At 65.8% G+C, this 25634-nt stretch carries 13 protein-coding genes; 6 read left to right on the top strand and 7 right to left on the bottom strand.

Features of this window, described 5'->3' with window-relative positions; all coding sequences use genetic code 11:
* Window positions 1-34: 34 nt before the first annotated feature.
* Window positions 35-11191 (bottom strand): type I polyketide synthase, encoded by an 11157-nt coding sequence (locus EH231_RS30060; RefSeq protein WP_124713906.1) that lies wholly within the window; start codon window positions 11189-11191, stop codon window positions 35-37.
* Between the two features lie 232 nt (window positions 11192-11423).
* On the opposite strand from EH231_RS30060, the gene EH231_RS30055 reads away from it, so the two are divergent.
* From EH231_RS30055 to EH231_RS30040, 4 genes are all read left to right on the top strand, one after another.
* Entirely contained in the window at window positions 11424-12845 is a 1422-nt protein-coding gene (locus EH231_RS30055) for a condensation domain-containing protein (protein ID WP_124713905.1), read from the top strand.
* 51 nt (window positions 12846-12896) lie between these two features.
* Complete coding sequence (locus tag EH231_RS30050) at window positions 12897-15875, top strand: MMPL/RND family transporter (protein ID WP_124713904.1); 2979 nt, start codon at window positions 12897-12899, stop codon at window positions 15873-15875.
* Between the two features lie 92 nt (window positions 15876-15967).
* Window positions 15968-17107, top strand: coding sequence for an acyltransferase PE (gene pe, locus EH231_RS30045; RefSeq protein WP_124713903.1), 1140 nt, complete (start codon window positions 15968-15970; stop codon window positions 17105-17107).
* A gap of 47 nt (window positions 17108-17154) precedes the next feature.
* Entirely contained in the window at window positions 17155-18906 is a 1752-nt protein-coding gene (locus EH231_RS30040; RefSeq protein WP_124713902.1) for an AMP-binding protein, read from the top strand.
* An 80-nt stretch (window positions 18907-18986) separates the two neighbouring features.
* On the opposite strand, the gene EH231_RS30035 is transcribed toward EH231_RS30040, so the two are convergent.
* Window positions 18987-19649, bottom strand: a complete 663-nt coding sequence (locus tag EH231_RS30035) for a GAP family protein (protein ID WP_090433697.1) — start codon at window positions 19647-19649, stop codon at window positions 18987-18989.
* 92 nt (window positions 19650-19741) lie between these two features.
* Here EH231_RS30035 and EH231_RS30030 point away from each other — a divergent pair, with 92 nt between their 5' ends.
* On the top strand, window positions 19742-20719 hold the full coding sequence (locus EH231_RS30030) for an isopenicillin N synthase family dioxygenase (protein WP_420891940.1): 978 nt from the start codon (window positions 19742-19744) through the stop codon (window positions 20717-20719).
* A 28-nt stretch (window positions 20720-20747) separates the two neighbouring features.
* A complete protein-coding gene (locus EH231_RS30025) occupies window positions 20748-21233 on the top strand; it encodes a flavin reductase family protein (protein ID WP_044514767.1) in 486 nt (161 codons plus the stop codon).
* 19 nt (window positions 21234-21252) lie between these two features.
* Here EH231_RS30025 and EH231_RS30020 read toward each other — a convergent pair whose 3' ends face one another.
* From EH231_RS30020 to EH231_RS30000, 5 genes are all read right to left on the bottom strand, one after another.
* Entirely contained in the window at window positions 21253-21414 is a 162-nt protein-coding gene (locus EH231_RS30020; RefSeq protein ID WP_090433699.1) for a hypothetical protein, read from the bottom strand.
* 125 nt (window positions 21415-21539) lie between these two features.
* Window positions 21540-22289, bottom strand: a complete 750-nt coding sequence (locus EH231_RS30015) for a succinate dehydrogenase/fumarate reductase iron-sulfur subunit (RefSeq protein WP_090433701.1) — start codon at window positions 22287-22289, stop codon at window positions 21540-21542.
* Complete coding sequence (locus EH231_RS30010) at window positions 22286-24199, bottom strand: fumarate reductase/succinate dehydrogenase flavoprotein subunit (RefSeq protein WP_090433828.1); 1914 nt, start codon at window positions 24197-24199, stop codon at window positions 22286-22288. The genes EH231_RS30015 and EH231_RS30010 overlap by 4 nt, the downstream gene beginning before the upstream one ends.
* Window positions 24200-24272: 73 nt before the next feature.
* Window positions 24273-25094 carry a succinate dehydrogenase subunit SdhC gene (locus EH231_RS30005; RefSeq protein WP_090433703.1) on the bottom strand — a complete coding sequence of 274 codons (822 nt, stop codon included), beginning with the start codon at window positions 25092-25094 and terminating at the stop codon, window positions 24273-24275.
* 52 nt (window positions 25095-25146) lie between these two features.
* Entirely contained in the window at window positions 25147-25443 is a 297-nt protein-coding gene (locus EH231_RS30000) for an Rv0250c family protein (RefSeq protein WP_090433705.1), read from the bottom strand.
* Window positions 25444-25634 lie beyond the last annotated feature (191 nt).

The following is a 25634-nucleotide window of genomic DNA, read 5'->3' as shown; positions in this document are numbered from 1 at the left end:
CGTGTGAAAAGGGGCAGTTTTGCGTCTTGTCGCGCTAGGTGGTCTCGGCCGCGTCAGCCTGCGGCTCGGGGTCGGAGGGCGCCTCTGCGGCGGACTCCTCCTGAGCCTCCTGCTGTGACGCCTCCGGCGATTCCGTCGACTCCGCTGGTGCGTCCGGGGAATCCGTCGGTGACTCCGCCGATTCCGCGTCGGGCAGCTGACCGACGAGGTATTCGGCGAGCCCGCCGATGGTCGGGTAGTCGAACACCGCGGTGGCGTTGAGCGTGAACTTGCCGCCGAACTGAGTGTGCAGCCGGTTGCGGAGTTCGATCGCCATCAGCGAGTCCGTGCCGAGATCCAGGAACCGACTGGTCGCGGCAGGCGGTGAGGCGAGCCGCAGGAAGTTCTGCACTTCCTTCTGCAGGAACTCGGTCACGAACCCGGCACGCTGTGGCACCGGGATCTCGAGCAGCTGCTTGAGAACCTCGCTGTCACCGACGACCTCGCCGACGGCACTCGGCAACACCAGGTCGAGGATCGGCGGCCGCTGACTGCCCAGCACCTTGGCGGCCCGCTGCCAGTTCGCCTTGATGACGGTGGCCTGGCCGGTTCCGTTGGCGATGGCCTCGGACAGGGCACTCAGCGCCGCCGACGGCTCCAGCGGAATCAGGCCCTGTGCACTGATATTCGCGGTCGCCGCCTCCGAGGAGGCCATGCCGCCCTGGCCCCAGGGACCGAAGTTGATCCCCGTGGCCGGCAGGCCCTGAGACCTACGCTGCGCGATCAGACCGTCGAGCAACGCGTTGGCGGTCGCGTAGTTGGACTGACCGGGTGAACCGAACAAGCTGGACACCGAGGAGGACACGATGAAGAAGTCCAGCTCGTCGTCTTTCGTCAACCTGTCCAGGTACTCGGCGCCGAAGGCCTTGGGCGCCAGGGTGGTCCGGAATCGCTCCACACTCTGCTGGCCCAGCAGCGCGTCATCGAGCACACCCGCCAGATGTGCCACACCGGCGAGCGGGGGCAATTCGGCGCGGATCCGCTCGAGGAGCTTCACCACTTCGGACTCCTCGCCGACATCGGCGGCGAAGACGTGGATGCGGGTCTTGTAACGCTCGGTGATCTCCTCGATCAACCGCTGAGCGTCCGCATCGGGTGCCCGGCGGCTGGTCAACACGATGTCACCGGCGCCCAGCTGGGCCAGATACGCAGCCGTGTGCAGACCGATCGCACCCAGGCCACCGGTGATCAGGTACGTCCGATCCGGGCGCGGTGCAAGCGGGTTCGGCATCTGGCACACGATCTTGCCGATGTGCCGGGCCTGCTGCATGCGCCGGAACGCCGTCCTGGCCTCCGTCAGCGGGTAGATCTCGGCGGGCAGTGGCGTCCATTGTCCCTTGGCCAATCCGTCCGACACCTCGGTCAGCAAGGTGCGAATGCGTTCGGGCTCTTGGAACATCACCGTGTCCAACGCGACGATCTCGTACGCGATGTCGGGTCGGGCCTCGGCCATCTGCTCCGGGGTCCAGATATCGCGCTTGGCGATCTCGGCGAACCGGCCGTTCTTGGCGGTGGCGCGCACGGTCGCCTCGACGAAACCTTCACTCGTCAGGCTGTTGAGCACCACGTCCACGCCGGCGCCGCCGGTGTCCGCCAGGATCTGGTCGGCGAAATCAGTTGTACGCGAGTCATACACGTACTTGACGCCGAGCTTGCGAACCGTTGCCCGCTTGAAGGTGCTCGCCGTCGCATAGACCTCGGCACCGCACTGCTGCGCCATCTGGATGGCCGCCAGTCCCACACCACCACTGGCGGCGTGGATGAGCACCTTGTCGCCCGGCTTCAGTTGCGCCCAGTCGAATGCGAGCCGGACCGTCAGCGCCGCGGCGGGAATCGTGGCGGCCTCGACCGCGCTGACCCCGTCGGGGATCGGTGCCAGGAACTGCGCCGGCGCGTTGAACCGGCTGGCGAAGGCACCCTGCATGGAGCCGTAGACCCGCTGGCCCACCTCGACTTCGGTGACGCCCTCACCCAATTGCGTGACAACACCGGCGAAGTCACCACCGATCGGTCCGGGGTCACCCGGGTACAGGCCCAGCACGTTGAGCACGTCACGGAAGTTGAGACCTGCGGCCTCGACCCGCACCTGCACGTAGCCCTCGTCCGGCGCCGGTACTTCCTTTTCGGTGATCCGCAGGTTGTCGATCGCCCCGCGTTCGGTGGGCAACAGGGCGTAGTCGCTCCCGCGCGGCACCGTGAGATGCCCGCTGCGCGACCACGGCAGCAACCGGGAGGCCAGCAGCTTACCCTGCCGCACAGCGATTTCCGGCTCCTCGACCGGTGTGGCCAACAGTTTCGCCAGCGCCTGCACGGCCTCGGGTGATCCGTCGGTATCGACCAGCTTGGCGCGCAGCGCCGGTTCCTCGTTGATCGTGGTGCGTCCGAATCCCCACAGCGCGGCCTGTACGGGATCGACAGGCTCACCGGATTCGGTGGCGACCGCCCGCTCGGTGACGATCCAGAGTCCGCCGGGCAGTTTGATCTCCCCGCCCTGCACGGTGTGCACCGCGCCGAGCAGGTTGGCGATCTCGGTCTCGAGTCGAGCCTGGCCGTCAGCGCTCGACTCTCCCGGACTCGGTGCGGCGGCACGCCAGACGACACCGGAGAACGGCAGGCCGCGCTCCTTGGCCTCGGTCAGGACCTCACCCAGTTGCTGACCGGTGTTCCGATCGAACGGGATGCAGCCCGGCACCTTGCCCGCAAGGTCGTCGAATCCGGCGACCAGCCAGGTGCCGGTTGCCGCTGCGTCGACTGCCTCGTCGGCAGAAGCCGGGACCGGGACCTCGGCCCAGCCGAGGGTGTACAGCAGCCGGGTGGCGTCACCGCCGAGGCCGCGTAGCAGCGCCTCGCGAGGTGCCCGCTTGACCGTGAACTCCCGAATTCCGCCCAGGTAGCGGCCATCTCGATCGAGGTAATCGAGATCGAAGACCTGGGTTTCGCTGTCCAGGGCGCTCTCGTGCCACTTCGCGCGGCAGTAGAACCGCCGGGGCATCTTCTCCTTCAACGTCACCTGCCCGTAGCGCAGCGGCAGGAACAGGTCGTTCACGCCCTGTTCGGCCGCCAACAGTGCCGGGAATGCCGGGAAGGCGACGCCGGTGCACAGGTCCATCAGCACCGGGTGCATCGGCTCTGTTCCGAGTTGTTCGGCGAGTTCCGCGCCGACGAGGATGTCGCCGATCGCCTCACCCTCACCGAGCCACAGCGACTTGAGCGAACCGGACCAGTTCGGGCCCCACGACAGTTCCAGGTCGGCGAAGGTCTCGAACAGTTCCTGCGGGCGCATCCGGTTCATGCGCTCGATCGCCTCGTCGACCGGGTCGTCCTCCGACGCCGGCGCCTCGGCCGCGTCCTCCAGACCGCTCACAACCGTGCCTTCGGCGTTCAGCGACCAGTCGGCGATCCGGTCCCCGTAGGGACGGCTGTGCACCTGGAACTTCCACCCACCGCCGTCGTCCAGCGGGTGCAACGTCAGCTGCACCTCGCGAGAGCTCTTCTCGGGCAGGATGATCGGCTCGTAGAAGAACACGTCCTTTGCCCGTGCCGGGGTACCGACCGCGGCCAGTGCCATGGCCGCGTACGTCGCCCCGGGGACGACGACGGTGCCGTAGATGACGTGGTCGGCAAGCCACGGCTGGGATTTGACGGACAACCTGCTGGTGTACACGGAATCGCCAGAGGCCAGGTCTTTTTCACTGCCCAAAATTCCGGATTCCATGGCACCGTCCATGCCGGAGCCGACGATGCCGCTTCCCTTGGGCCAGAAGCGCCGACGCTGGAACGGATAGGTCGGCAATTCGAGCCGGCGACCGGGCTGACGATGCAGCGCGGTGAAATCGGGTCGGTGACCGCCGACGTAGGCCGAGGCCAGCGCGTCGGCGATCTGGCGCCGGTCGGCCACGCCCTTACGCATCGAGACGATTGCGCGCGGCGCCGGCAGGTGCTCCGGCCAGACCTGGACCGCAGCCCCGGTCAGCACCGGCTGCGGACCGATCTCCATCAACACCGAGCAACCCAGTGCCGCCACGGTGCGAACACTCTCGGCGAACTGCACCGGTTGGCGTGAGTGTCGGCGCCAGTACTTCGCATCGAGCGGGGTCTGGGCCGTGAGCACGTTACCGGTGCGGTTGCAGACCAGAGGCAATGTCGGGGTGGCGAACTGCAACTGCGCTGCGTACGACTCGAACTCATCGAGCACCGGGTCCAGCAGCTCAGAGTGGAAGGCGTGGCTTGTCTGCAGCCAGGTGCAGCGGATTCCCTCGTCACCCAACTTGTCGACGATCTGCTCGAGATCGTCACCCGGACCCGACAGCACTGTGTTGGGCCCGTTGTAGGCGCCGACCGACACCCGGGGAAACTCGCCGGCGATCTGCTCGACGTGCTTGGGGTCGGCGAAGACAGCCACCATTCGTCCGCCTTCGGGCAGGCTGCCGAACAGCCGGCCGCGCTCGGCCATGAGCCGCGCACCGTCCTCGAGGCTGAACACTCCGGCCACGCATGCTGCTGCGTACTGGCCCACGCTGTGCCCGAGCACCACGTCGGGTTCGATGCCCCACGACTGCCACAGCCGAGCCAGGCCCATTTCGACGGCGAAGATCGCCGGCTGGGCAAAGGAGGTGTGCCGCAACGTCTCTCCGGCCTTGCCGCCGGTCTCGCGATCGGTGGCGAAAATGACCTCGAGCAGCGGGCTCGGCAGGATGTCCTTGACCGCGTCTGCGCAGCGTTTCACGGTTTCCGCGAAAACCGGTTCGGAGTCGAACAGTTCACGGGCCATTCCCGGGTACTGACTGCCTTGTCCCGTGAACAACCATGCCGTGGTCACTTGGTTCAAGTGCTCGCCGCGTACGACACCGGGCCGCGTGCGATTCTCGGCCAGATCTTCCAGGTAGATGCGCGCATCGTCGACCGAGTCCACCACCAGTGCGGCACGGTGCTCGAAATGCGAACGGCCGGTGCCCGCGGTGAGGCACAAGTTCGCGAGGTCGGCATCCGGATGCGCGGTCAACCAGGTCGCGTAACGCTGCGCCAACGCGACGAGTGCCTCCGGCGACCGTGCGGACAGCGTCAGCACATTCACCTGTTCGGGCTGGATTTCCGGCGTCGATTCCGGCGCGGCGCCCTCGGCGAGATCTCCATCGGCGAGGTCGTCGGCCGGTGCCGGTGCCGGTTGCAGGGGCGCCTCCTCGACCAGCACATGGGCGTTGGTGCCAGTGAAGCCGAAGGAGCTCACGCCGGCGCGTCGCGGCCTGCCGTTGGGCTGCCACGGAATCGCCTTGTCGACGACGCGCACCGGCAGCGAGTCCCACGGGATGTGCGGCGACGGATTGTCGAAGTGCAGGCTCTGCGGCAACGTCTCGTGTTGCAACGACAACACGACCTTGATCAGACCTGCTGCCCCCGATGCCGATTCGGTGTGGCCGATGTTGGTCTTCACCGACCCCATCAGCAACGGCCGGTCCGTGTCGCGTGAGCCGCCGTAGGCCGCTGCGGCCGCCTGCACCTCGATAGGGTCACCCAGCGGAGTTCCCGTTCCGTGCGCCTCGAGGTAGTCGACGTCGCCGCCGGACAGCCCTGCGCGGGCCAGTACGGAGCCGATAAGCCGTTGCTGCGCACCACCATTGGGCACGGTCAAACCGCTCGAAGCGCCGTCCTGGTTCACCCCGCTGCTCGGGATGACCGCGCAGATCCGATCACCGTCGCGTTGTGCGTCGCTCAACCGCTTGAGGACGAGAATTCCACAGCCTTCGCTGCGCACATACCCGTCCGCGGAGGCGTCGAACGTCTTGCACCGCCCTACGGGGGACAGCATCCTGGCGCGGGATGCGGCGACGACGGTCACCGGCGAGAGCAGGACGTTCACGCCGCCGGCCAACGCCATGTCGCAATCACCCGAGTGCAGTGCCTGGCAGGCCTGATGGACCGCCACCAACGCCGAGCTGCAGGCGGTGTCGATCGCCACCGCGGGTCCCTCGAGTCCCAGCGCGAAGGCCACGCGACCGGAAATGGCATTGAGGGCGTTGCCGGTGATGAAGTGCGGCTCGATCTTGTCGATGGACTCCGACGACAGCAGATGCGCGTACTCGTTGGCCGCCACACCCACGAAGATGCCGGTCTGGCTGCCGCGCAAGGTCGCCGGCGCGTATCCCGCTCTTTCCAAGCCCTCCCAGACCGTTTCGAGCATCAGCCGCTGCTGCGGCTCGATCCAGACGGCCTCACGCGGGGAGATGCCGAAGAACTCGGGGTCGAATCCGTCTATGCCGTCGAGGAATCCGCCGAAGCGCGTGTAGGTCTTGCCCGGAGCGTCCGGATCCGCGTCGAAGAACTCGTCGATGTCGAACCGATCTTCCGGAACTTCCCGGATCGTGTCGACACCGCCGGAGAGTACGTCCCAGAAAGCCTCCGGGTCGGGCGCACCGGGGAAGCGGCACGACACCGCGACGATCGCGATCGGTTCGTCGGTGCGCGTCGCCGCCGCTGCCAGTTGCGGTGCGGGCTTGGCCTGCTCGCTGAGTCCCAGCACGTCACCGAGCAGGTAGTCGGCCACATCGGAGATTCGGGGATAATCCATCACCAGGGTGATCGGGATCTCCGCTCCAACTCCCTGTTCCATGCGGCGGCGCAGTTCGACGGCCATCAGCGAATCCATGCCGAGGTCGAAGAACCCTGCGTCCTCACGGATTTCCGCTGCGTCGACGCGGGTCACCTCTGCCACGGCGTCGCGCAGGTAATCGGTCAAAAGCTTCTTGCGCTGCTGCACCGGTGCATTCGTGAGCTGCTCGACCAGCTTGGTCTTCCCGGACGCGGTGACCGGAGTCGCTGCTCCCGACAGCGCAGCGGGCAATTCGCGTTCCAGCTCGGACAGGAATGCCCGTCGGCCTGCCTGCTGATAGAGCGGCAGGAAGCGCGACCAGTCGATCCGGGCTATCACTCCTTGGGCGGGGCCATCTGCCGAAGCTGCCGCCACGACATCGGCCAGACCGGCCAGAGCGTCGGAGGGCGACAGCGTCTTGATCCCGCGCTGCTCCAGCCGTGCACGGGATTCCGCATCGGCCATACCCGCCGACCACGGACCGAAGTTGACGCTGGTGCCGGCGATGCCCTGCTTACGCAGCCGCCAGGAAAGGCCGTCCAGGAAGGCGTTCGCCGCGCTGTATGCGGTCTGGCCGAATCCGCCCCACACCGAGGCGATCGAGGAGGTGCTGATGAAGAAGTCGAGCTTCTCGTCGGCCGCCGCCTCGCTCAGATGCCAGGCGCCCCAGACCTTCCCGGCAAAGACCCGATCCACTTCAGCGTCGTCGAGCTCACTCAGCGGAGTCGTGCCGATCTCGCCCGCGGCGTGCACGATGCCTGCCAAAGGTGGCAGGTCGGCCCGCACACCGGCCAGAAGGCGGGCGACGTCGTGTGCGTCGGCGACATCGGCCGTGGCGACCCGGATTTCACAGCCGTGCTGGTCGCGCAGTGCGTCGATGCGCTTCTGGGCGGTGTCGCCGGGCTGGCGCCGGCTGGTCAGTACCAGTTGCTTGGCGCCGTGCGCGGCCAGGTACCCGGCGATCTCGAGCCCGATGGAGCCGAGCCCTCCGGTGACCAGATACGTTGCGTCAGCGCGTAGTTCCAGCGGTTTGCCGCTCGGTAGGTCCACCGGCCGAACCAGCCGGGGAACGTAGACCTCGTGGCCCCGCAGTGCGACCTGGTCTTCCTTGACGGCCGATTCGGATGCCGTCGGGATCCGATTGAGCAGTGCGGACCATTCGCCGGTCGTTCCCTCGGAGAGATCGGCCAGACCGCCCCACAGCTGAGGAAGCTCGAGGGCCGCGGCGCGGCCGAATCCCCACAGGGCACTCTGCTCCGGCGTCACGGTGTCGGCCTCGGTGACGTGTTGTGCCCCGCGGGTGACGAGCCAGACGGGCGCCCTCAGGTCAGCGGCGACCGCGGCGCGGAAGAGCCGCCGCGTTCCGGCCAGGACCTGGTGTTGCATCCGCAGCAGTGATCGCATCGAGGGGGTGGCGCCGGAGTCGAGTGCGGCGACGTGCACGATGCGCAGCGTCGAATCACCGGCTGCCGCGGCGCGCAACGTCGCTGCGAGTTGCACCTCGTCGGCGTCGGAGGCGGGCAACTGGAGGAATCGATACTGCTGCCCACGCGCGGTAAGGGTGTCCACCAGAGGCTTGAGGGCTTCGGACTCGTCGCCGATGAGGATCCAGGAACTGTCCCCGGCTTCCGCGCCGGAGAGGGGGGTGACCGCCTTTTCCCATCGGAACTCGTAACGGTCGTCCGCGATGGACTGCGTCGAGCGTTGTTGATTGTGTTGCGCCGCAAGCTTGGTCAGCACCGCAAACGTCTGATCGTCTTCGCCTGCGCCGTCGAGCAGGGCTGCGAGTTCCTCGATCCGGCCGTCCTCGAGCAGTCGGATGGCCTGGGTGCGGGCGGCCACATGCTGCTGCTGGTTGGGCTCTTCACGATTGTCGCGGTACCAGTACTGGCGGTGCTCGAACGGGTACGTCGGAAGGTCCAGTTTCTGCGCGTGTGCCTGCCGGAAGGCGCCGAAGTCGGGCAGGTGGCCCAGCACGTAGGCATCGGCGACGGCTTCGGTGATCTGCCGGTGGTCGGCGGTGTTCCGCCGCAGCGAGGTGATCACCCGAGGCGCGGTGGCCGGATCGGGCCATGCGCCCAGGGCCGTCGCGGTCAGCACCGGACGTGGGCCGACCTCGAGCAGCACCTTGCAGTTCAGGTCCGCGAGGGTGCGCACGCTCTTGGCGAACTCCACCGGTTGGCGTGCGTGGCGACGCCAGTAGGCGCCATCCATCTTGACGCTCCGGCCCAGGGCTGCGCCGGTGCGGTTGTCGATCAGAATCCGTTGTGGTGCTTTGAAAGTGAACCGGTTCGCGTACGCCTCGAACTCGTCGAGGATCGGGTCCAGCAGTGCCGAGTGGAATGCGTGGCTGGTCTCCAGCCAGTCACACCGAACGCCGTCGGCCGTCAACCTGGCCACTGCCTGCTCCAGGTCGTCCGCAGGCCCGGACAGCACGGTGTTGGCCCCGTTGTAGGCGGCGACCGACAGTGTCGGGTACTCGTCGGTGAGGCTCTCCACCCGCTCGGCTCCGGCGAACACCGCCACCATGCGGCCACCCGCGGGCAAACTGCCGAAGAGGCGGCCGCGTTCGGCCATGAGCCGCGCGCCGTCTTCGAGGCTGAACACTCCCGCGACGCACGCGGCCGAGTACTGGCCGACGCTGTGACCCAGCACGACGTCCGGTTCGAAGCCCCATGACTGCCACAGCCGGGCCAGGCCCATCTCAAGGGCGAACAGCGCGGGCTGGGCGTAGGAGGTCTGCCGCAGTGTCTCTTCGGCGTCGGGACTGTCGAGGTCGAAAATCACGTCCAGCAGCGGCTTTTCGAGGACATCGGCGACCACCGCCGCGCAGCGAGTCAGAGTCTCGGCGAACACCGGCTCGATGTCGAACAACTCGCGGGCCATGCCGGGGTACTGGCTGCCCTGGCCGGTGAACAGCCACGCGGTCTTCGGCGTGTCATGGGATTCCCCGCGAACCAAACCGGGTGCCGGGCGGTCGTCCGCGAGTGCACCGAGCAGCTCTACCGCGGCCTCCCTGGAATTGACCACCAATGCGGCGCGGTGCTCCAGGTGTGCGCGTCCCACTCCGGCCGTCAGACACACATCCGCCAAGGTGGCGTCCGGATGTGCGCCCAGCCAGTTGCGGTACTCGTCGGCGACCTGCACCAACGCTTCCGGTGTCCGTGCGGACACCGGAAGGATGCTGAACCGCTTGCTCTCAGGGTGCCCGGTCGGGCCTGGCTCTGCCGCCGGCCGTGCCGTCGGTTCGGGAGCTTCTTCCAGGATGACGTGCGCATTGGTCCCGGCGAACCCGAATGAGCTGACGCCGGCGATGCGGGGCTCACCGTTGCGTTCCCAGGGGATGGACTCTTTGACCACTTCCACCGCAAGCCGGTCCCACGGAATGTGGGGCGACGGGTTCTCGAAGTGGAGGTGCTTGGGCAAGATCTCGTTCTCGAGCGACAGGATGACCTTGATGACGCCCGCGATGCCCGCGGCCGCTTCCAGGTGACCGATGTTCGTCTTCGCCGAGCCGATCAAGAGCGGGCGGTCGGGTTCGCGTCCTGCGCCCAGCACCGCGCCTGCGGCCTGCGCCTCGATCGGGTCGCCCAGCGAAGTCCCGGTGCCGTGTGCTTCCAGGTAGTTGACTTCGCTGGGTTTGAGGCCGGAGCGTTCCAGGGCGTCGGTGATAACCCGTTGCTGGGCTACGCCATTCGGCACCGTCAACCCGCCGGATGCGCCGTCCTGGTTGATTGCGCTGCCGCGGATCACAGCCCGAATTCGGTCGCCGTCACGGATCGCGTCCTCGAGGCGCTTGATGACGATGACGCCGCAGCCCTCACCGCGCACATAGCCGTCCGCGGCGGCGTCGAATGTCTTGCAGCGGCCGTCGGGGGCGAGCATGTGGGCGCTGGAGAACGTGATCATCGTGGCCGGTGTGAGCAGCACATTCGCACCGCCCGCCAACGCGAGGTCGCACTCACCCAGCCGCAGCGCCTGGCATGCCTGGTGGATCGCCACCAGCGAGGAGCTGCATGCAGTGTCGACGGCGACGGAGGGACCCTGCAGGCCCAACCGGTAGCTGATCCGGCCCGCAGCGGCGGCGTTCGACGTCCCGATGGCCATGTAGGCCTCGATCTCGGGGTAAGTCAGCTCGTCGGACGCCATTCCCAGGTAGTCGTGGGTGGCCAAACCCACGAACACGCCGGTGTTGGTTTCGGCCAAAGCCGTTGGCGCAGTGCCCGAATGCTCAACTGCGCGCCATGCCGTCTCGAGCAGGAGCCGATGTTGCGGGTCCATCAACCGAACCTCGCGCGTCGACAGGCCGAAGAACGGCGCGTCGAACCCGGTCACGTCGTCGACGAACCCGGCACGGCGGGTCACCACCTTGCCGGGTACGCCTGGTTCTGGGTCGAAGAACTCGTCGACGTCCCACCGGTCCTCGGGTATCTCCGACACCGCGTCGCGGCCCTCGCGCAATACCTCCCAGAACGCGTCGGCGTCCGGTGCGCCGGGAAAGCGCGCCGCGTAGCCGACAATGGCAAAGCGGGGGCTCTTGTCGATCGGATGTTCAGCGGTTCCCATGGCCGTTGTCCTCCTAGCATCGGCGGTCACAACGTGACTACGCCGGACATTTGTCGCACGCGAAAAATTGTCCACCCCCCGACGGCACTAGAGCACTATTACACGTGAACCTGTGACGCGTGAGGCGCAGCGTCCGCGGTGAGGCGGGGGCAGCGGTTGCCAGCGGACCGGGGGTATGTTTGGCAGCCACGGGTGATCACGGCCACAGCCGGCCGAACGGGAGGGCGACGCTTTGCGCATCGGGAAGATAACTGTTGGCGCACTTGAGGAATGGACGTTGAGTCCGGGATCGGTCACGTCCTGGCATCCGACGGCTGCCGCTCAGGAAACGGCCGATCGGGCACCTGTGAGCTCGGTGCCAGTTAGCTACATGCAGAGTCAACATCTTCGAAATTACAGCGAGCGGAAGGCTGCGGGCCTGAACTTCTCGCGGCAGATCATCGCGAGCTGTGAGGTGGCCGGCCAGTGTGACATCTCGGCCATGGACCACGCGGTCAACACCTACCTGCGTCGGCACGACACATTCCGCAGCTGGTTCGAAAAGGCCGATGATGGCAAATTCGTTAGGCGAACGATCGAAAGTCCGGACGATATCGAGTTCGTACCGGTCGATCAGGGCGACATGACCGTCGAAGAAATACACGCCCATGTGGTGGGCATACCCAATCCCTTGGAATGGGGCTGCTTCACTTTCGGAATTATTCAGAACGACGATCACTTCACATTCTTCGCGGCCATGGATCACGTGCACGGGGATGCCACGTTGATCGGCACGACGATGATGGAAGCCAATGGCATGTATTCCGCGATGAGCGGAAGCGGTCATGCTCTTCAGCTGCCCGAACCCGGCAGTTTCGACGACTTCTGCGTCCGTGAACGGGAATACACCGATACGTTGACCCTGGAGTCGCCAGGAGTGCAGGCGTGGATAGACTTTGCCGAGAACAACGGTGACGGATTTCCGGAATTCCCACTGCCACTGGGCAATCCGGACAAGTCGACCAGCAGTGCCTGGAGCTCTATGGTCCTGATGGACACGGCGCAGACAGAACGCTTCGACGCGGCCTGCGCGGCTGCAGGCGCACGTTTCGTCGGCGGCTTGTTCGCCTGTCTGGGCCTGGTCGAGCATGAGTTCACCGGTGCGATGACGTATTACGGACTCACGCCGAGAGATTCCCGCACGGCCAGCGACAATTTCAACACGCAGGGCTGGTTTACAGGGTTGATCCCGATTGTTGTGCCGGTCGCGGCGACCTCTTTCAGCGACGCGGCCGGAGCCGCACAGGCATCTTTCGATTCGGGCCTGGATATGGCGAGGGTGCCGTATTATCGCGTACTCGAGCTGGCGCCGTGGTTGAATTGGCCGCAGCCGAACTTTCCGGTCTCGAATTTCCTTCACGGTGGTGCCGCACCGCTCAACGCGATCCTCGCGGCAGGTGACTTGGGCCTCGCGAACAACATCGGGATGTACCCCGACAACCGGTTCTCGTACCAATTGACGATCTACATATTCAGGTACGGAGAGGGCACGGTCATGGCGATCATGCATCCGGACAATCCCGTTGCCGAGAAGTCGGTTACGCGGTACATGGAGGCGATGAAATCAGTGTCTTCCAGGGTTGCTGACAGCGGGCACTGGGGGCGCGTCGCGTAGCGGCGAGCAAAAGGGCGATTGCCATGGAAGCGGTACGAGGGTGAGGGCGAGATGCGACGGCTAGCCGATTTCGTAGTGCGGTGGCCCTGGGCGGTGATCGGGATCTGGGCGGCACTGCTGGTCGCCCTGCCGCTCGCGTGTCCGTCGCTGAGCGACATGGCCCAGAAGCATCCACTCGCGATCCTTCCCGGCGATGCACCGTCGAGCGTCACCGCGCAGAAGATGACCGAGGCCTTTCACGAGTCGGGCAACAACGACCTGCTGCTGGTGGCCCTGATCAATGAGGACGGCCTGGGCCCCTCTGACGAGGCGACCTATCGCAAGCTGGTGGACGCGCTGCGCGACGACGTGACGGATGTCGAGAGCGTTCAGGATTTCGTCGGCACCCCGCAACTGCGACAGTTCCTGACCAGCAAGGACAAGACCACCTGGGTGTTGCCGGTGGGTCTGGTTGGTGAATTGGGCACCCCGCGCGCGATCGACTCGTTCAACCGGGTTTCCGAGATCGTCAAACTCAGCACCGCCGGCAGCCCGCTGCAAGTGCACCTCACCGGTCCCGCGGCCACCGCCGCCGACCTCACCGTCGCTGGAGAGAAAGATCGGCTCCCGATCGAGATCGCGATCGCGGTACTGGTCCTGGCGGTTTTGTTGGTGGTCTACCGAAGTCCGGTGACGATGCTGCTGCCGTTGGTGACGATCGGGTCGTCCCTACTCATCGCGCAGGCACTGGTGGCGGGGTTCTCCGAGCTGACGGGCGCAGGGGTCTCGAACCAGTCAGTCGTGTTTCTGAGCGCGATCATGGCCGGCGCCGGCACGGACTACGCGGTGTTCCTGATCAGCCGCTATCACGACTATCTGCGGTCGGGGAAAGACTTCGACGAGGCGGTCCGGGCGGCGATGCTGTCGATCGGGAAGGTGATCACCGCGTCCGCCGCGACGGTGGGGCTGACTTTCCTGTTGTTGAGCTTCACCAAGATGGGAGTGTTCAAGACAGTCGGAATCGCAGCGGCGATCGGTATCGCCGTCGCGTACCTGGCCGGGCTGACTCTGCTGCCGGCCATCCTGGTGCTGGTCGGGCCTCGGGGGTGGGTGAAGCCGCGGCGCGAACTCACCGCCCGGTTCTGGCGGCGTTCGGGCATCCGCATCGTGCGCCGTCCGGTGCCGCATCTCGTCGCCAGTCTTCTGGTGCTGGCCTTGCTGGCCGGCGCCGCGATCTTCGCCAAGTACAACTACGACGATCGCAAGGTCGTGGCGGCATCGGCCCCGAGTTCGATCGGGTACACCGCGGTCGAACGTCATTTCCCGATCAGTCAGTCGATTCCCGAATACATCCTCATCCAGTCGCCGCACGACCTGCGGACGCCGCGCGGCCTGGCAGATCTGGAGCAGATGGCTTCGCGCGTCGCCCAGTTACCCGATGTCGGTCTGGTCAGTGGCATCAGCCGTCCCCTGGGCGAGGTGCCCGCGGAATTCCGGGCCACGTTCCAGGCGGGCATCGTCGGTACCCGGCTGGCCGATGGTTCCCAGCAGATCGATCAGCGCTCCGGCGATCTCAACCGGCTGGCGAACGGGGCCAATACGCTGGCCGGCAGCCTCGCCGACGTGCGGGCTCAGATCAACCAGATCGCGCCCAGTCTCCAGAGTGTGGTCGACACGTTCTCCTCGGCGCGCAGCGAGTACGGCGGCGACAAACTGGTGAAGGACGTCGCAACCGCGGCCAAGCTCGTGCAGAGCATCAACGCGCTCTCCAACGCCATGGGGTACAACCTGTCGGCGGTCAAGAACATCTTCGGCTGGATCGAGCCGGTGCTGGCGGCGCTCCAGAACAACGCGGTCTGCGACAACAACCCGTCCTGCGCCGAGACCCGCATCCAGTTTCAGCGGCTGGTCGACGAGAACAACTCCGGCAGCCTCAACGAGATCAACGATCTCGCCCATCAGCTGAACGGCGCGGGCGACGGCAATCAATCGATCAACTCCACGGTCACCAAGCTGAATGCGGCCCTGGCCAGCGTCAACAAGGCGGTCAACGCCATGGGGCTGAACAAGCCGGGCGGTCCGCAGTCGGGCTTGAAGGATCTGCAGTCCGGCGCCAACCGCCTGGCCGGCGGAAGTCGAGAAGTGGCCGGTGGCGTGGATGAACTCGTCAAACAGATCAAGGTCATCTCCGCGGGTCTGAACCAGGCCTCGGCGTTCCTGCTGACGATGCGCAACGAGGCGACGGATCCGTCGCAGGCGGGATTCAACATTCCGCCTGAGGTATTGGGCCTGCCTGAGTTCAAAAAGGCCTCCGCGGCGTATGTCTCTCCGGACGGCCGGTCGGTGCGGTATCTGGTCCAGACCAAGCTCAACCCGTTCAGTTCTGAGGCGATGGATCAGGTCAACCAGATCCAGGACATCGCCCGCGGTGCCCAGCCGAACACCACGCTGGCCGACGCCTCGATATCGATGGGCGGATTCCCGGCCGGACTTCGGGATACGCGGGATTACTACCAGCAGGACATCCGGTTCATCATGACGGCGACCCTCATCGTGGTGCTGCTGATCCTGATGTTGCTGTTGCGCTCGCTCATCGCACCCTTGTACCTCGTCGGATCCGTGGTGGTCTCCTACTTCGCGGCACTCGGTATCAGCGTCCTGGTGTTCCAGAATCTCCTTGGCCAGCAATTGCATTGGAGTGTGCCGCCACTGGCCTTCGTGGTGCTGATCGCGGTGGGTGCCGACTACAACATGCTCATGGTGTCGCGACTTCGGGATGAGTCGCCGCACAGCACGCGGTACGGCGTGATCCGCACGCTGAGTTCGACAGGCGGCGTGATCACCGCGGCGGGTCTGATCTTCGCCGCCTCGGTGGCGGGTCTGATGTTCTCGTCCATCGGCATAGTGGTCCAGGGCGGCTTCATGATCGGCGTGGGCATCCTGCTGGACACCTTCGTGGTGCGCACCATCACGGTGCCCGCCATCGCTGCGCTGGTCGGTAAGGCGAACTGGTGGCCGTCGCGGGTGGCCGGAGGGAGGGTGCGCACGTGAGGAGTCAGGAAGTTGCGCGCGTAAGTACGGGTGAGCGCGCACGTGGGATGTGTGTGAGACTACGAAACGAAGCGGGGCGATAGGGCGTGGAGATGAAGAAACTCCTTGCAGGACTTGCATTGTTGATGGCCACCAGCGTCACAGGATCCTTCGGGGTCCTCGGGAATGCCTGGGCCGATGACACGCCGGCCCCGACGCCGCCGCCGGGCGGCCCCGCCGCCGGTACGCCGTCGAACCCAGGAACCGCGTACGCGCTGGGCGGCGCCCACGTCCTCGGGATCCCCTACGACGAGTACATCCGGATGACGGGTGAGAAGTGGTTCCCCGGCATGAAGCGGACGAAGGTCGACTACCCGGCCGGTCAGGTTCAGGGTCACACCCTCGAACGTTTCTTCCCGGGGATCGGTGCTCTCGGGGAGAAGTTCTATCCCGGCATCGGTCTCGACGGTCCCAGCATCGGCGAGTCGGTCGACGAGGGGGAAGGAAACCTCGACGCGGCCATCCGCAATGGTGGCAAGGGAACAGCGATGGGGCTGTCCGAGGGAGCGCTCGTGCTCAACGCCGTGAAGACGCGACTGGCCGGTGACCCGACTGCTCCGCCGCCGGACCAACTGAGCTTCGCGACATTCGGCGACCCGATTGCCAAGCATCCCTTCGGTGAGAGCTTCCTGACCCAGAACTTCCCCGTCGGCAGCGTCGTGCCGTTCATGGACTACCGGATCCCGGCTCCCGTGGAGAGCCAGTATCACACTGACCAGTACATCTCCGCCTACGACAGCATCGCCGACTGGCCGGACCGGCCCGACAACTGGATGAGCGTGATCAACGCGATCGCGGGCCTTGCCACCGGTCACACCGCGATCGCGTTCACCGATCCGAGCAATGTCCCGGCGCAGAACATCAGGACGACGGTCAACTCCAAAGGTGCGACGACGACGACGTACATGGTTCCCGAAGAGCACCTTCCGCTGGTGTTGCCCTTCAAGTACCTCGGCTATGACAAGAACACACTCAACCAACTGGACGCGGTACTCCTGCCCATGGTCGATGCGGGATACTCGCGAAACGACGATCCGGCGACGGCGCCGATCACGGTGGACCCGGTGCACGGGTTCGACCCTGCGGAAGTCACCGCACCGGCCAACGAGGCGACCTTCGGCGGGGGCACCGATCCCATGTCGGAGCTTGCCAATGCTGCGTTGTCGGTGCTGAACCCCCACGGCGCCGGCTGACGGCGCCTTCCGAGCTGATGGATTCGACGAGTTACGGACGTGACGTGATGCCTACCCCTCAGTCATCAATTCTCTCGATGCTGCATGCGCGTGCCAGCCTGCGCCCCGACGACGTGGCCTTCACATTCACTGATTACGCCGTCGATCCCGCGGGCATCGACGAGACCCTCACGTGGTCGCAGCTGTCACGTCGGACGATGAAGGTGGCGCGCGAGGTCCGCCTTCACGGGTCGGTCGGTGACCGGGCGGTGATTCTGGCCCCGCAGGGCCTCGAATACATCCTGGCGTTCCTGGGTTCCATGCAGGCCGGCCTGGTGGCGGTTCCGCTTCCCATGCCCCACCGCGGCTCGAGTCATGACCGCGTGAGCGCGGTCTTCACCGATACCAAGCCCTCGGTTGTCCTGACGACATCGGCGGTCGCCGAGGACGTCGGGGATTACGTGGATCAATCGCGGATGAACACGGCGCCGAAGATCGTGGCAATCGATGGGTTGAAGCTGGATGCCGATGGCCCAGACGGGTTCGACAGCGGCACAACCGAATTCCCCGCCACGGCGTATCTGCAGTACAGCTCCGGCTCGACCCGGCTGCCCACCGGGGTGATGATCTCCCACCGCAACCTTCAAGCGAATTTCGAGCAGTTGATGCGCGGCCTGTTCGCGGATACCAACGTCAAGACCTCGTCCAATATGACCATCGTTTCGTGGCTGCCCTTCTACCACGACATGGGTCTGGTGCTAGGTGTCTGCGCACCCATCCTGGGCGGCTACTCCGCGGCCCTGATGAGCCCGGTGTCGTTCCTGGAGCGACCGGCCAGATGGGTACGAGCACTCGCGGAGAACACGGGTGCCTTCTCCGCGGCGCCCAACTTCGCCTTCGACCTGGCCTCCCGCAAGACCAAGGACGCCGACCTCGCCGGTCTCGACCTCGGCGGGGTGGCGGGCATCATCAACGGCGCCGAGCGCGTCGAGCCGGCCACCCTGGAACGCTTCGCAGATAGGTTCGCCCACTTCAACTTTCGCGAGCACATGCTGCGACCGTCGTACGGGCTGGCCGAGGCAACCGTATTCGTGGCGACCGGTACCTGGAGTGAGTCGTCGGAGGTTGCTCAGTTCGATGTCGATGAGTTGGCAGCGGGCCGGGTCCGGCGGTGTGCGGCCGGAACCGGCTCTGCGCTGGTCAAATACAGCCTGCCGCAGTCACCGATGGTGCGCATCGTCGACGTCGACACCAACACCGAATGCGCGCAGGACGTGGTCGGCGAGATCTGGGTCCACGGCGACAATGTCGCAGCCGGCTACTGGAGCAGGTCGCCGGAGGAGCAGCAGTGCTTCGGCGCCACACTCGCCGACCCGACGCCGGGTACTCCTGCCGGACCGTGGTTGAAAACCGGTGATCTGGGCTTCGTCTCCGAGGGCGATCTGTTCGTCGTCGGGCGCATCAAAGACCTGCTGATCATCCGCGGCCGCAACCACTACCCCGAGGACATCGAGGCGACGGTCCAACAGATCACCGGCGGCCGGGTCGCGGCGATCTCGGTTCCGGTGAACAGCACCGAGAAGCTGGTGACCGTGATCGAGGTCAAGAAGCGGGGAGAGTCCACGATAGAAGCGGTGCACTGGCTCAAGGAGATCAAGAGCGACGTCACCTCCGCGATTTCCAATGCGCACGGGCTGAATGTCGGAGACCTCGTCCTGGTATCTCCGGGGTCGATTCCCACGACGACCAGCGGCAAGGTTCGGCGCGCCGCCTGTGTCGAGCAGTACCGACAGGACGAATTCACCCGCTTGGACGCCTGAGCGCACGGGTTGGTCCGTCAGATAGCTTTGCCGTCAAAGGAATTCGACGCTGCATCGAGCCCGGCGGAATGGCTGACGAATCACAGGCCGACGAGCCCCACGACGACCAGCACCGCGCCGACGGTGGCCACCACGGCGGCGACTTTGCGGTGGCGTTGGGTCTGCAGCCACTCGTGCAGCGCCGACAGGGCGGCACGGGTGCGCTCCGGGGCCACCAGGTAGGAGATCAGCGGGATCTCAACGAGCCCGAACGCCACCACGTTGAACAGCAGCAGGGCGCCCAGCTGGGTGGCCGCCGCGGCGCCGGAGGCGACGATGAGCGCGAGCGCGGCGAGATAGTCGACCGACGGCAGCGCGATACCAAGGCCTGCAACACTTGCCGTCCACAGCGAGTGGCCGCCCAACACCTGCCGGAAGCGCGTCATGAGTGGTCCGGGTTCCCGATCGGGTCTCGGCCCGAACATGCTCGCAGGCCTTCCCGCGGCCAGCACAGCCGCAGCCAACAGTGCCAGTGCGCCGACCGCCAGTTGCACTCTGGGAAGGGTGAAATGGGCCGACCCCAGGGCGGGCCGCAGGATGAAGAGCACGATCATTCCGACGGTGGTGCCCATGGCGAAACCGCCGATGAGGAAGGCCAGCAGCTGCAGCAGCGGCCGCGGCCGGTTGAGCATCAGGATGGTCATGCCGATGCGGAACGGCTCCAGGCTGACGGCGGCGGCCATCACCAGAAGCGGAATCCACATGATGGGCGCCAACTTACCGTCCGGGCTCCGGGTTGTGTTCAGCGAGATTGCGACCCTGGCCGATACCGCTGGTCGCGACGATGATGGAGCGCGTGACGTCTGTGCGGACGGCCTTACCGGTCGTCGATCTGAACGACGCGCCCGAGCGGCTGCGCCAGGTCGCTCACGACGTGGGCTTCTTCTACCTGACCGGGCACGGGGTCCCGACCGAGTTGTCGGACCGGCTGCTGGCCGCCGCCCGCCGCTTGTTCGCGTTGCCGCAGGCGGCCAAGGATGCGGTGGCGATGACCAACAGCCCGCATTTCCGCGGTTATACCCGGCTGGGTGGTGAGCTGACCGGCGGGCGGGTCGATTGGCGCGAACAGATCGACATCGGACCTGAGCGCACCCCGCTGGCCGACCCCGATCAGGACTATCTGCGGCTGCAGGGCCCCAACCAGTGGCCTGCGGGCCTGCCGGAGCTCCCCGAGGTCATCGCGCAGTGGGATGCCGAACTCGCCCGGGTCGGGCGCGTGCTGTTGCAGTGCTGGGCCGCCGGCCTCGGTGCCGACCCCGGCGTGTTCGACGCCGCGTTCGCCGACACTCCGGCGACCCTGATCAAGATCGTTCGGTACCCGGCGCAGGCCGAGACCGACCAGGGGGTCGGGGCGCACCGCGACGCGGGGGTGCTGACCCTGCTTCTGGCTGAACCGGGCACCCGAGGTCTGCAGGTCCGTGGCAGCGACGGCGCGTACATCGATGTCGATCCGCTGCCCGGGGCATTCATCGTCAACATCGGCGAGATGCTCGAGATGGCCAGCGGCGGCTACCTACGGGCCACCGAGCACCGGGTGCGGGTGAGTACCGCCGAGCGCATCTCGGTGCCGTACTTCTTCAATCCCCGGCTCGACGCCAGCCTGCCGGTGCTGACGCTGCCCGACGAACTCGCGGCCCACGCCCGGGGCGTGAGTGTCGACCCGTCGAACGACCGTATCTATGCGGTGTACGGGCGCAATGCGTGGAAGAGCCGGGTGCGAGCGCACCCGGACGTCGCCGCCGCTCACGGCTACGGACGGGCGGAGCAGGTGTGACACGGCGCTGTGTGAAGATGGAGGTGTTATGAGTGCAACAGAACTGAGCCCGACGTCGCTGCGTGAAGCGTTCGGCCACTTTCCGTCCGGTGTCATCGCGATTGCTGCCGAGGTAGAGGGCACCCTGGTCGGTTTGGCTGCCAGCACCTTCGTGCCGGTGTCGCTCGACCCGCCGCTGGTGTCGTTCTGCGTTCAGAACTCCTCGACCACCTGGCCCAAGCTCAAGGACCTGCCGTCGCTGGGGATCAGCGTGCTCGGCGAATCCCATGACGAGGCGGCCCGCACACTCGCGGCCAAGACCGGGGACCGGTTCGCCGGGTTGGAGACCGAGTCACGCGAATCCGGCGCGGTGTTCATCCACGGAACCAGTGTGTGGCTGGAGAGTGCCATCGAGCAGCTGGTGGAGGCCGGGGATCACACCATCGTGGTGCTGCGCGTCAGCGACATCACGGTCAACGCCGATGTGGCGCCAATCGTGTTCCACCGCAGCACGTTCCGCAAGCTCGGCGCGTAACGGGCGCGGCTGCTGCAGGTCAGGGCCGCGCGGCGAGTTCCTCGCGGTACTTGGCGATGCGCTGTTCGATCTCGCCGGCGTCGCCGGGCCTGCCCTCTTTACGGGCCAGGTCGGCCCGGACCGACAGTTCCCGGATCGCGGTCCGGATCTCGTTGACGCTGTGAGTCTGTCCCATGCTCATGGAGCCGCCTTTCGACGCTGATTGGCTGCTTTTCTTGAGCCTACGCGCCTCGAGCAACACCGAGCGTGCACTCAGATCGCATTCTGAAACGAATTCGCGATCTGAGCGCACGCTCGGCGCAGGAACTACCGCCTGAAGAGCTTGTTGCCCAACCACACAATCGGGTCGTACTTGCGGTCGGCGACCCGTTCCTTCATCGGGATCAGCGCGTTGTCGGTGATCTTGATGTTTTCCGGGCACACCTCGGTGCAGCACTTGGTGATGTTGCAGTAGCCCAGCCCGAACTCGTCCTGGGCCATGTCCTTGCGGTCGAGAACGTCGAGCGGGTGCATGTCCAACTCGGCGATCCGCATGTGGAACCGCGGCCCGGCGAACGCCTCTTTGTTCTCCTCGTGGTCACGCACCACGTGGCAGACGTTCTGGCACAGGAAGCACTCGATGCACTTGCGGAATTCCTGGCTGCGCTCGACGTCCTCCTGCTGCATCCGGTACTCGCCCGGCTGCAGCTCCTTGGGTGGTGTGAACGACGGGATCTGGCGGGCTTTTTCGTAGTTGAACGACACGTCGGTCACCAGATCGCGCATCACCGGGAATGTCCGCAGCGGCGTCACAGTGACGGTTTCGGACGGATCGAACGTCGACATCCGGGTCATGCACATCAGCCGCGGGCGGCCGTTGATCTCCGCCGAGCAGGATCCGCACTTGCCGGCCTTGCAGTTCCACCGCACCGCCAGATCGCCGGCTTGGGTGGCCTGCAGCCGGTGGATGATGTCGAGCACCACCTCGCCGTCGTTCACCTCGACGGTGTAGTCCTCCAAACCGCCACCGGTGTCATCGCCGCGCCAGACGCGCAGGTTCGCGTTGTAGGCACTCATGCTCGGCCCTTCCGATCGGGGTGTTCGGCCAGTTCTTGTGCGGTGTAATACTTTTCGAGTTCGGACAGCTCGAACGTGGCCAGCAGGTCCTCCCGCATCGGCAGCTGCGACTCGGGAGTCACCGTCACGTCCGGTACCACCTGATCGTCGCCGGTCGCGCGACAGACCAGCAGGGTGTTGCGCCAGTTGGCGTCCATGTCCGGGTAGTCGTCGCGGGTGTGCCCGCCGCGGCTTTCGGTCCGGGCCAGCGCGGCCTTGGCGACACACTCGCTGACCAGCAGCATGTTGCGCATGTCGATGGCCAGGTGCCAGCCCGGGTTGAAGACGCGACCGCCCTCGACGCTGACGTTGTGCACACGGGTGCGGAGCTCGGCGAGCTTGGCCAGAGCTTCCTCGATCTCTTCAGCCTTGCGGATGATGCCGACCAGGTCGTTCATGCACTGCTGGAGTTCGGCGTGGAGCGTGTACGGATTCTCGGGATGCGCGTGAGACTCGAACGGAGACAACGCCAACTCCGTGGCCTCGATGATCGCGGCCTCTGAAACCTTGGGCCGCTCCGGCAGCGTCGCCACGTAGTCGGCGGCGCCGAGACCGGCGCGCCGGCCGAACACCAGCAGATCCGAAAGTGAGTTCCCGCCAAGGCGGTTGGAGCCGTGCATGCCGCCCGAGCACTCGCCCGCCGCGAACAGGCCGGGTGTGGTGGCGCCACCGGTGTCGGGATCCACCTCGATTCCGCCCATCACGTAGTGACAGGTCGGGCCGACTTCCATCTCATCCTTGGTGATGTCGACCTCGGCCAGCTCCATGAACTGGTGATACATCGACGGCAGCCGGCGCTTGATCTCCTCGGTCGGCATGCGGGAGGCGATGTCGAGGTACACACCGCCGTGTGGCGAGCCGCGCCCCGCCTTCACCTCGGAGTTGATGGCCCGTGCCACCTCGTCGCGGGGGAGCAGGTCAGGGGTGCGTCGTGCCGAGTCGTTGTCCTTGAGCCACTGGTCGGCTTCTTCCTCGGTCTCGGCGTACTGGCCCTTGAACACCGCGGGGATGTAGTCGAACATGAACCGCTTGCCCTCGGAGTTCTTGAGCACCCCGCCGTCACCGCGGACACCCTCGGTGACCAGGATGCCCTTGACCGAGAGCGGCCAGACCATGCCGGTCGGGTGGAACTGGATGAACTCCATGTTGATCAGGCCCGACCCGGCGCGCAGTGCCAGGGCGTGGCCGTCGCCGGTGTACTCCCAGGAGTTCGACGAGACCTTGAACGACTTGCCGATACCGCCGGTGGCCAGCACGATCGCGGGCGCTTCGAACAACACGAAGTTGCCGGTCTCGCGGTAGTAGCCGAAGGCCCCGGCGATCCGGTCGCCGTCTTTGATCAGGTCCGTTATGGAGCATTCGTGGAAGACCTTGATCCGGGCCTCGTAATCGCCGAGTTCCTTCTTGTCCTCCTGCTGCAGCGAGACGATCTTCTGCTGCAGCGTGCGGATGATCTCCAGGCCGGTGCGGTCACCGACGTGGGCCAACCGCGGATAGGTGTGCCCGCCGAAGTTGCGCTGGCTGATCCGGCCGTCCTTGGTCCGGTCGAACAGCGCGCCATAGGTTTCCAGCTCCCACACCCGGTCAGGGGCTTCCTGCGCGTGCAGTTCGGCCATCCGCCAGTTGTTGAGGAATTTGCCGCCGCGCATGGTGTCACCGAAGTGCACCTGCCAGGAGTCCTTGGTGTTGACATTGCGCATGGCTGCCGCGCAGCCGCCCTCGGCCATCACGGTGTGGGCCTTGCCGAACAACGACTTGGTGACCACGGCCACCCGCAGACCGCGTTCGCGTGCCTCGATCACCGCGCGCAGACCCGCTCCTCCGGCACCGATCACGACAACGTCGTAGGAGTGCCGTTCCAGCTCACCCATGAAAATCCCCACTCGCCCTTTCGCGTGTATGTACGTGTATGTACTTGTCGGCCAACGAATTCAGCTGGCCGACTCAGCCGATGAACCTGAGATCCGAAATGGTGCCGCTGGCCACCAACATGACGTAGAAGTCGGTGAGGACCAGGGTGCCCAGCGTGATCCAGGCGAAGAGCATGTGGCGGGTGTTGAGCTTGCTCACCTGTGTCCACATCCAGTAGCGCACAGGGTGTTTGGAGAAGTGCTTGAGCCGGCCGCCGGTAACGTGCCGGCACGAGTGGCAAGACACCGTGTAGACCCACAGCAGGATGACGTTGCCCGTCAAGACGATGTTGCCCAGGCCGAACCCGAAGCCGGACGGCGAATGGAACGCCATGACGGCGTCGTAGGTGTTGACCAGTGAGATGAGCACCGCGGCGTAGAAGAAGTACCGGTGCAGGTTCTGCATGATCAGCGGAAGCTTGGTCTCACCAGTGTATTTCGCGTGCGGTTCGGCCACCGCACAGGCGGTCGGTGACTGCCACACCGACCGGTAGTACGCCTTGCGGTAGTAGTAACACGTAAGCCGGAAGGCCAACAGGAACGGCAGTGAGATGAACGCCATCGGGATGAACCAGGGCAGCTCGCCCACCCACTGGCCGAAGTGGCTCGATCCGGGCGCGCACGCCGTGCTGACGCACGGTGAATAGAAGGGCGTCAGGTAGTGGTAGTCCTCTACCCAGTACGCACTTCCCCAGAACGCCCGGACCGTCGCATAGATGACGAACGCCGCGAGCCCCAGATTGGTCAATAGTGGTGCCTGCCACCACCGGTCGGTCCGTAGGGTGCGTTGGGGTATCTGCGCTCGTGTGGGCGAGAAGACCCCGGTCGCGCGACGGTCAGCGGTGGGTGCGCTCACGGTTCCCTTTCTGAGGTTCAGTTGTTTCGTCGGGCGTCAAACGCCCGTGAGCTCAGCGGTATCCGCCGAGACCCTCGTCGGCGACGTCCTGCCAGAACTCGCTTCCGTATTGGGTGTCGGGGATGCCGATTTTCTCGCGGGTCTGTTTTTGGCGTGTCACGCCGTGACGCATCTCCAACTCTTCGGCGTCGATGTCCAACCGCTCGATATCGTTGAGGATCCGCTCGGCGTCGTTGACCACGCGGCGCATGGCAGGGGAATCCCCGTACTTCGACGCCAACGTGGTGACACAGCGACGCATGTCGCCGATCAGGTTGTGCAGTTCAGAGAACTCGGTGGTGGTGGACAAGTGACCTCCTCGGGCTGAAGGTGTCAGGGCTCACAGTACGACAACCAATGCTAGCCACATCACGATCGAGACGTGATGCGCATCACGTCGGAAGGGTCATCCCGGGCCGCTGCCAATGGGCTGCCGGAACCCTGGTCGTAGGGTTGGTTCCGCCGGCATCGCGCCTGGCAGAAGCACATCTGAGCAGGACA

The sequence above is a fragment of the Mycolicibacterium nivoides genome (assembly GCF_003855255.1).
In the GTDB taxonomy this organism is placed as follows: Bacteria; Actinomycetota; Actinomycetes; order Mycobacteriales; family Mycobacteriaceae; genus Mycobacterium; species Mycobacterium nivoides.
The sequence above is the reverse complement of the archived record's forward strand: the minus strand, read 5'-3'. Positions and strand labels throughout refer to the sequence as shown.

Coding starts and splice junctions, on each gene's coding strand:
- EH231_RS30050 (WP_124713904.1), top strand. CDS start 12,897: ATGCGACGGCTAGCCGATTTCGTAGTGCGGTGGCCCTGGGCGGTGATC.
- EH231_RS30010 (WP_090433828.1), bottom strand. CDS start 24,199: ATGGGTGAGCTGGAACGGCACTCCTACGACGTTGTCGTGATCGGTGCC.
- EH231_RS30020 (WP_090433699.1), bottom strand. CDS start 21,414: ATGAGCATGGGACAGACTCACAGCGTCAACGAGATCCGGACCGCGATC.
- EH231_RS30040 (WP_124713902.1), top strand. CDS start 17,155: ATGCCTACCCCTCAGTCATCAATTCTCTCGATGCTGCATGCGCGTGCC.
- EH231_RS30060 (WP_124713906.1), bottom strand. CDS start 11,191: ATGGGAACCGCTGAACATCCGATCGACAAGAGCCCCCGCTTTGCCATT.
- EH231_RS30015 (WP_090433701.1), bottom strand. CDS start 22,289: ATGAGTGCCTACAACGCGAACCTGCGCGTCTGGCGCGGCGATGACACC.
- pe (WP_124713903.1), top strand. CDS start 15,968: ATGAAGAAACTCCTTGCAGGACTTGCATTGTTGATGGCCACCAGCGTC.
- EH231_RS30035 (WP_090433697.1), bottom strand. CDS start 19,649: ATGTGGATTCCGCTTCTGGTGATGGCCGCCGCCGTCAGCCTGGAGCCG.
- EH231_RS30025 (WP_044514767.1), top strand. CDS start 20,748: ATGAGTGCAACAGAACTGAGCCCGACGTCGCTGCGTGAAGCGTTCGGC.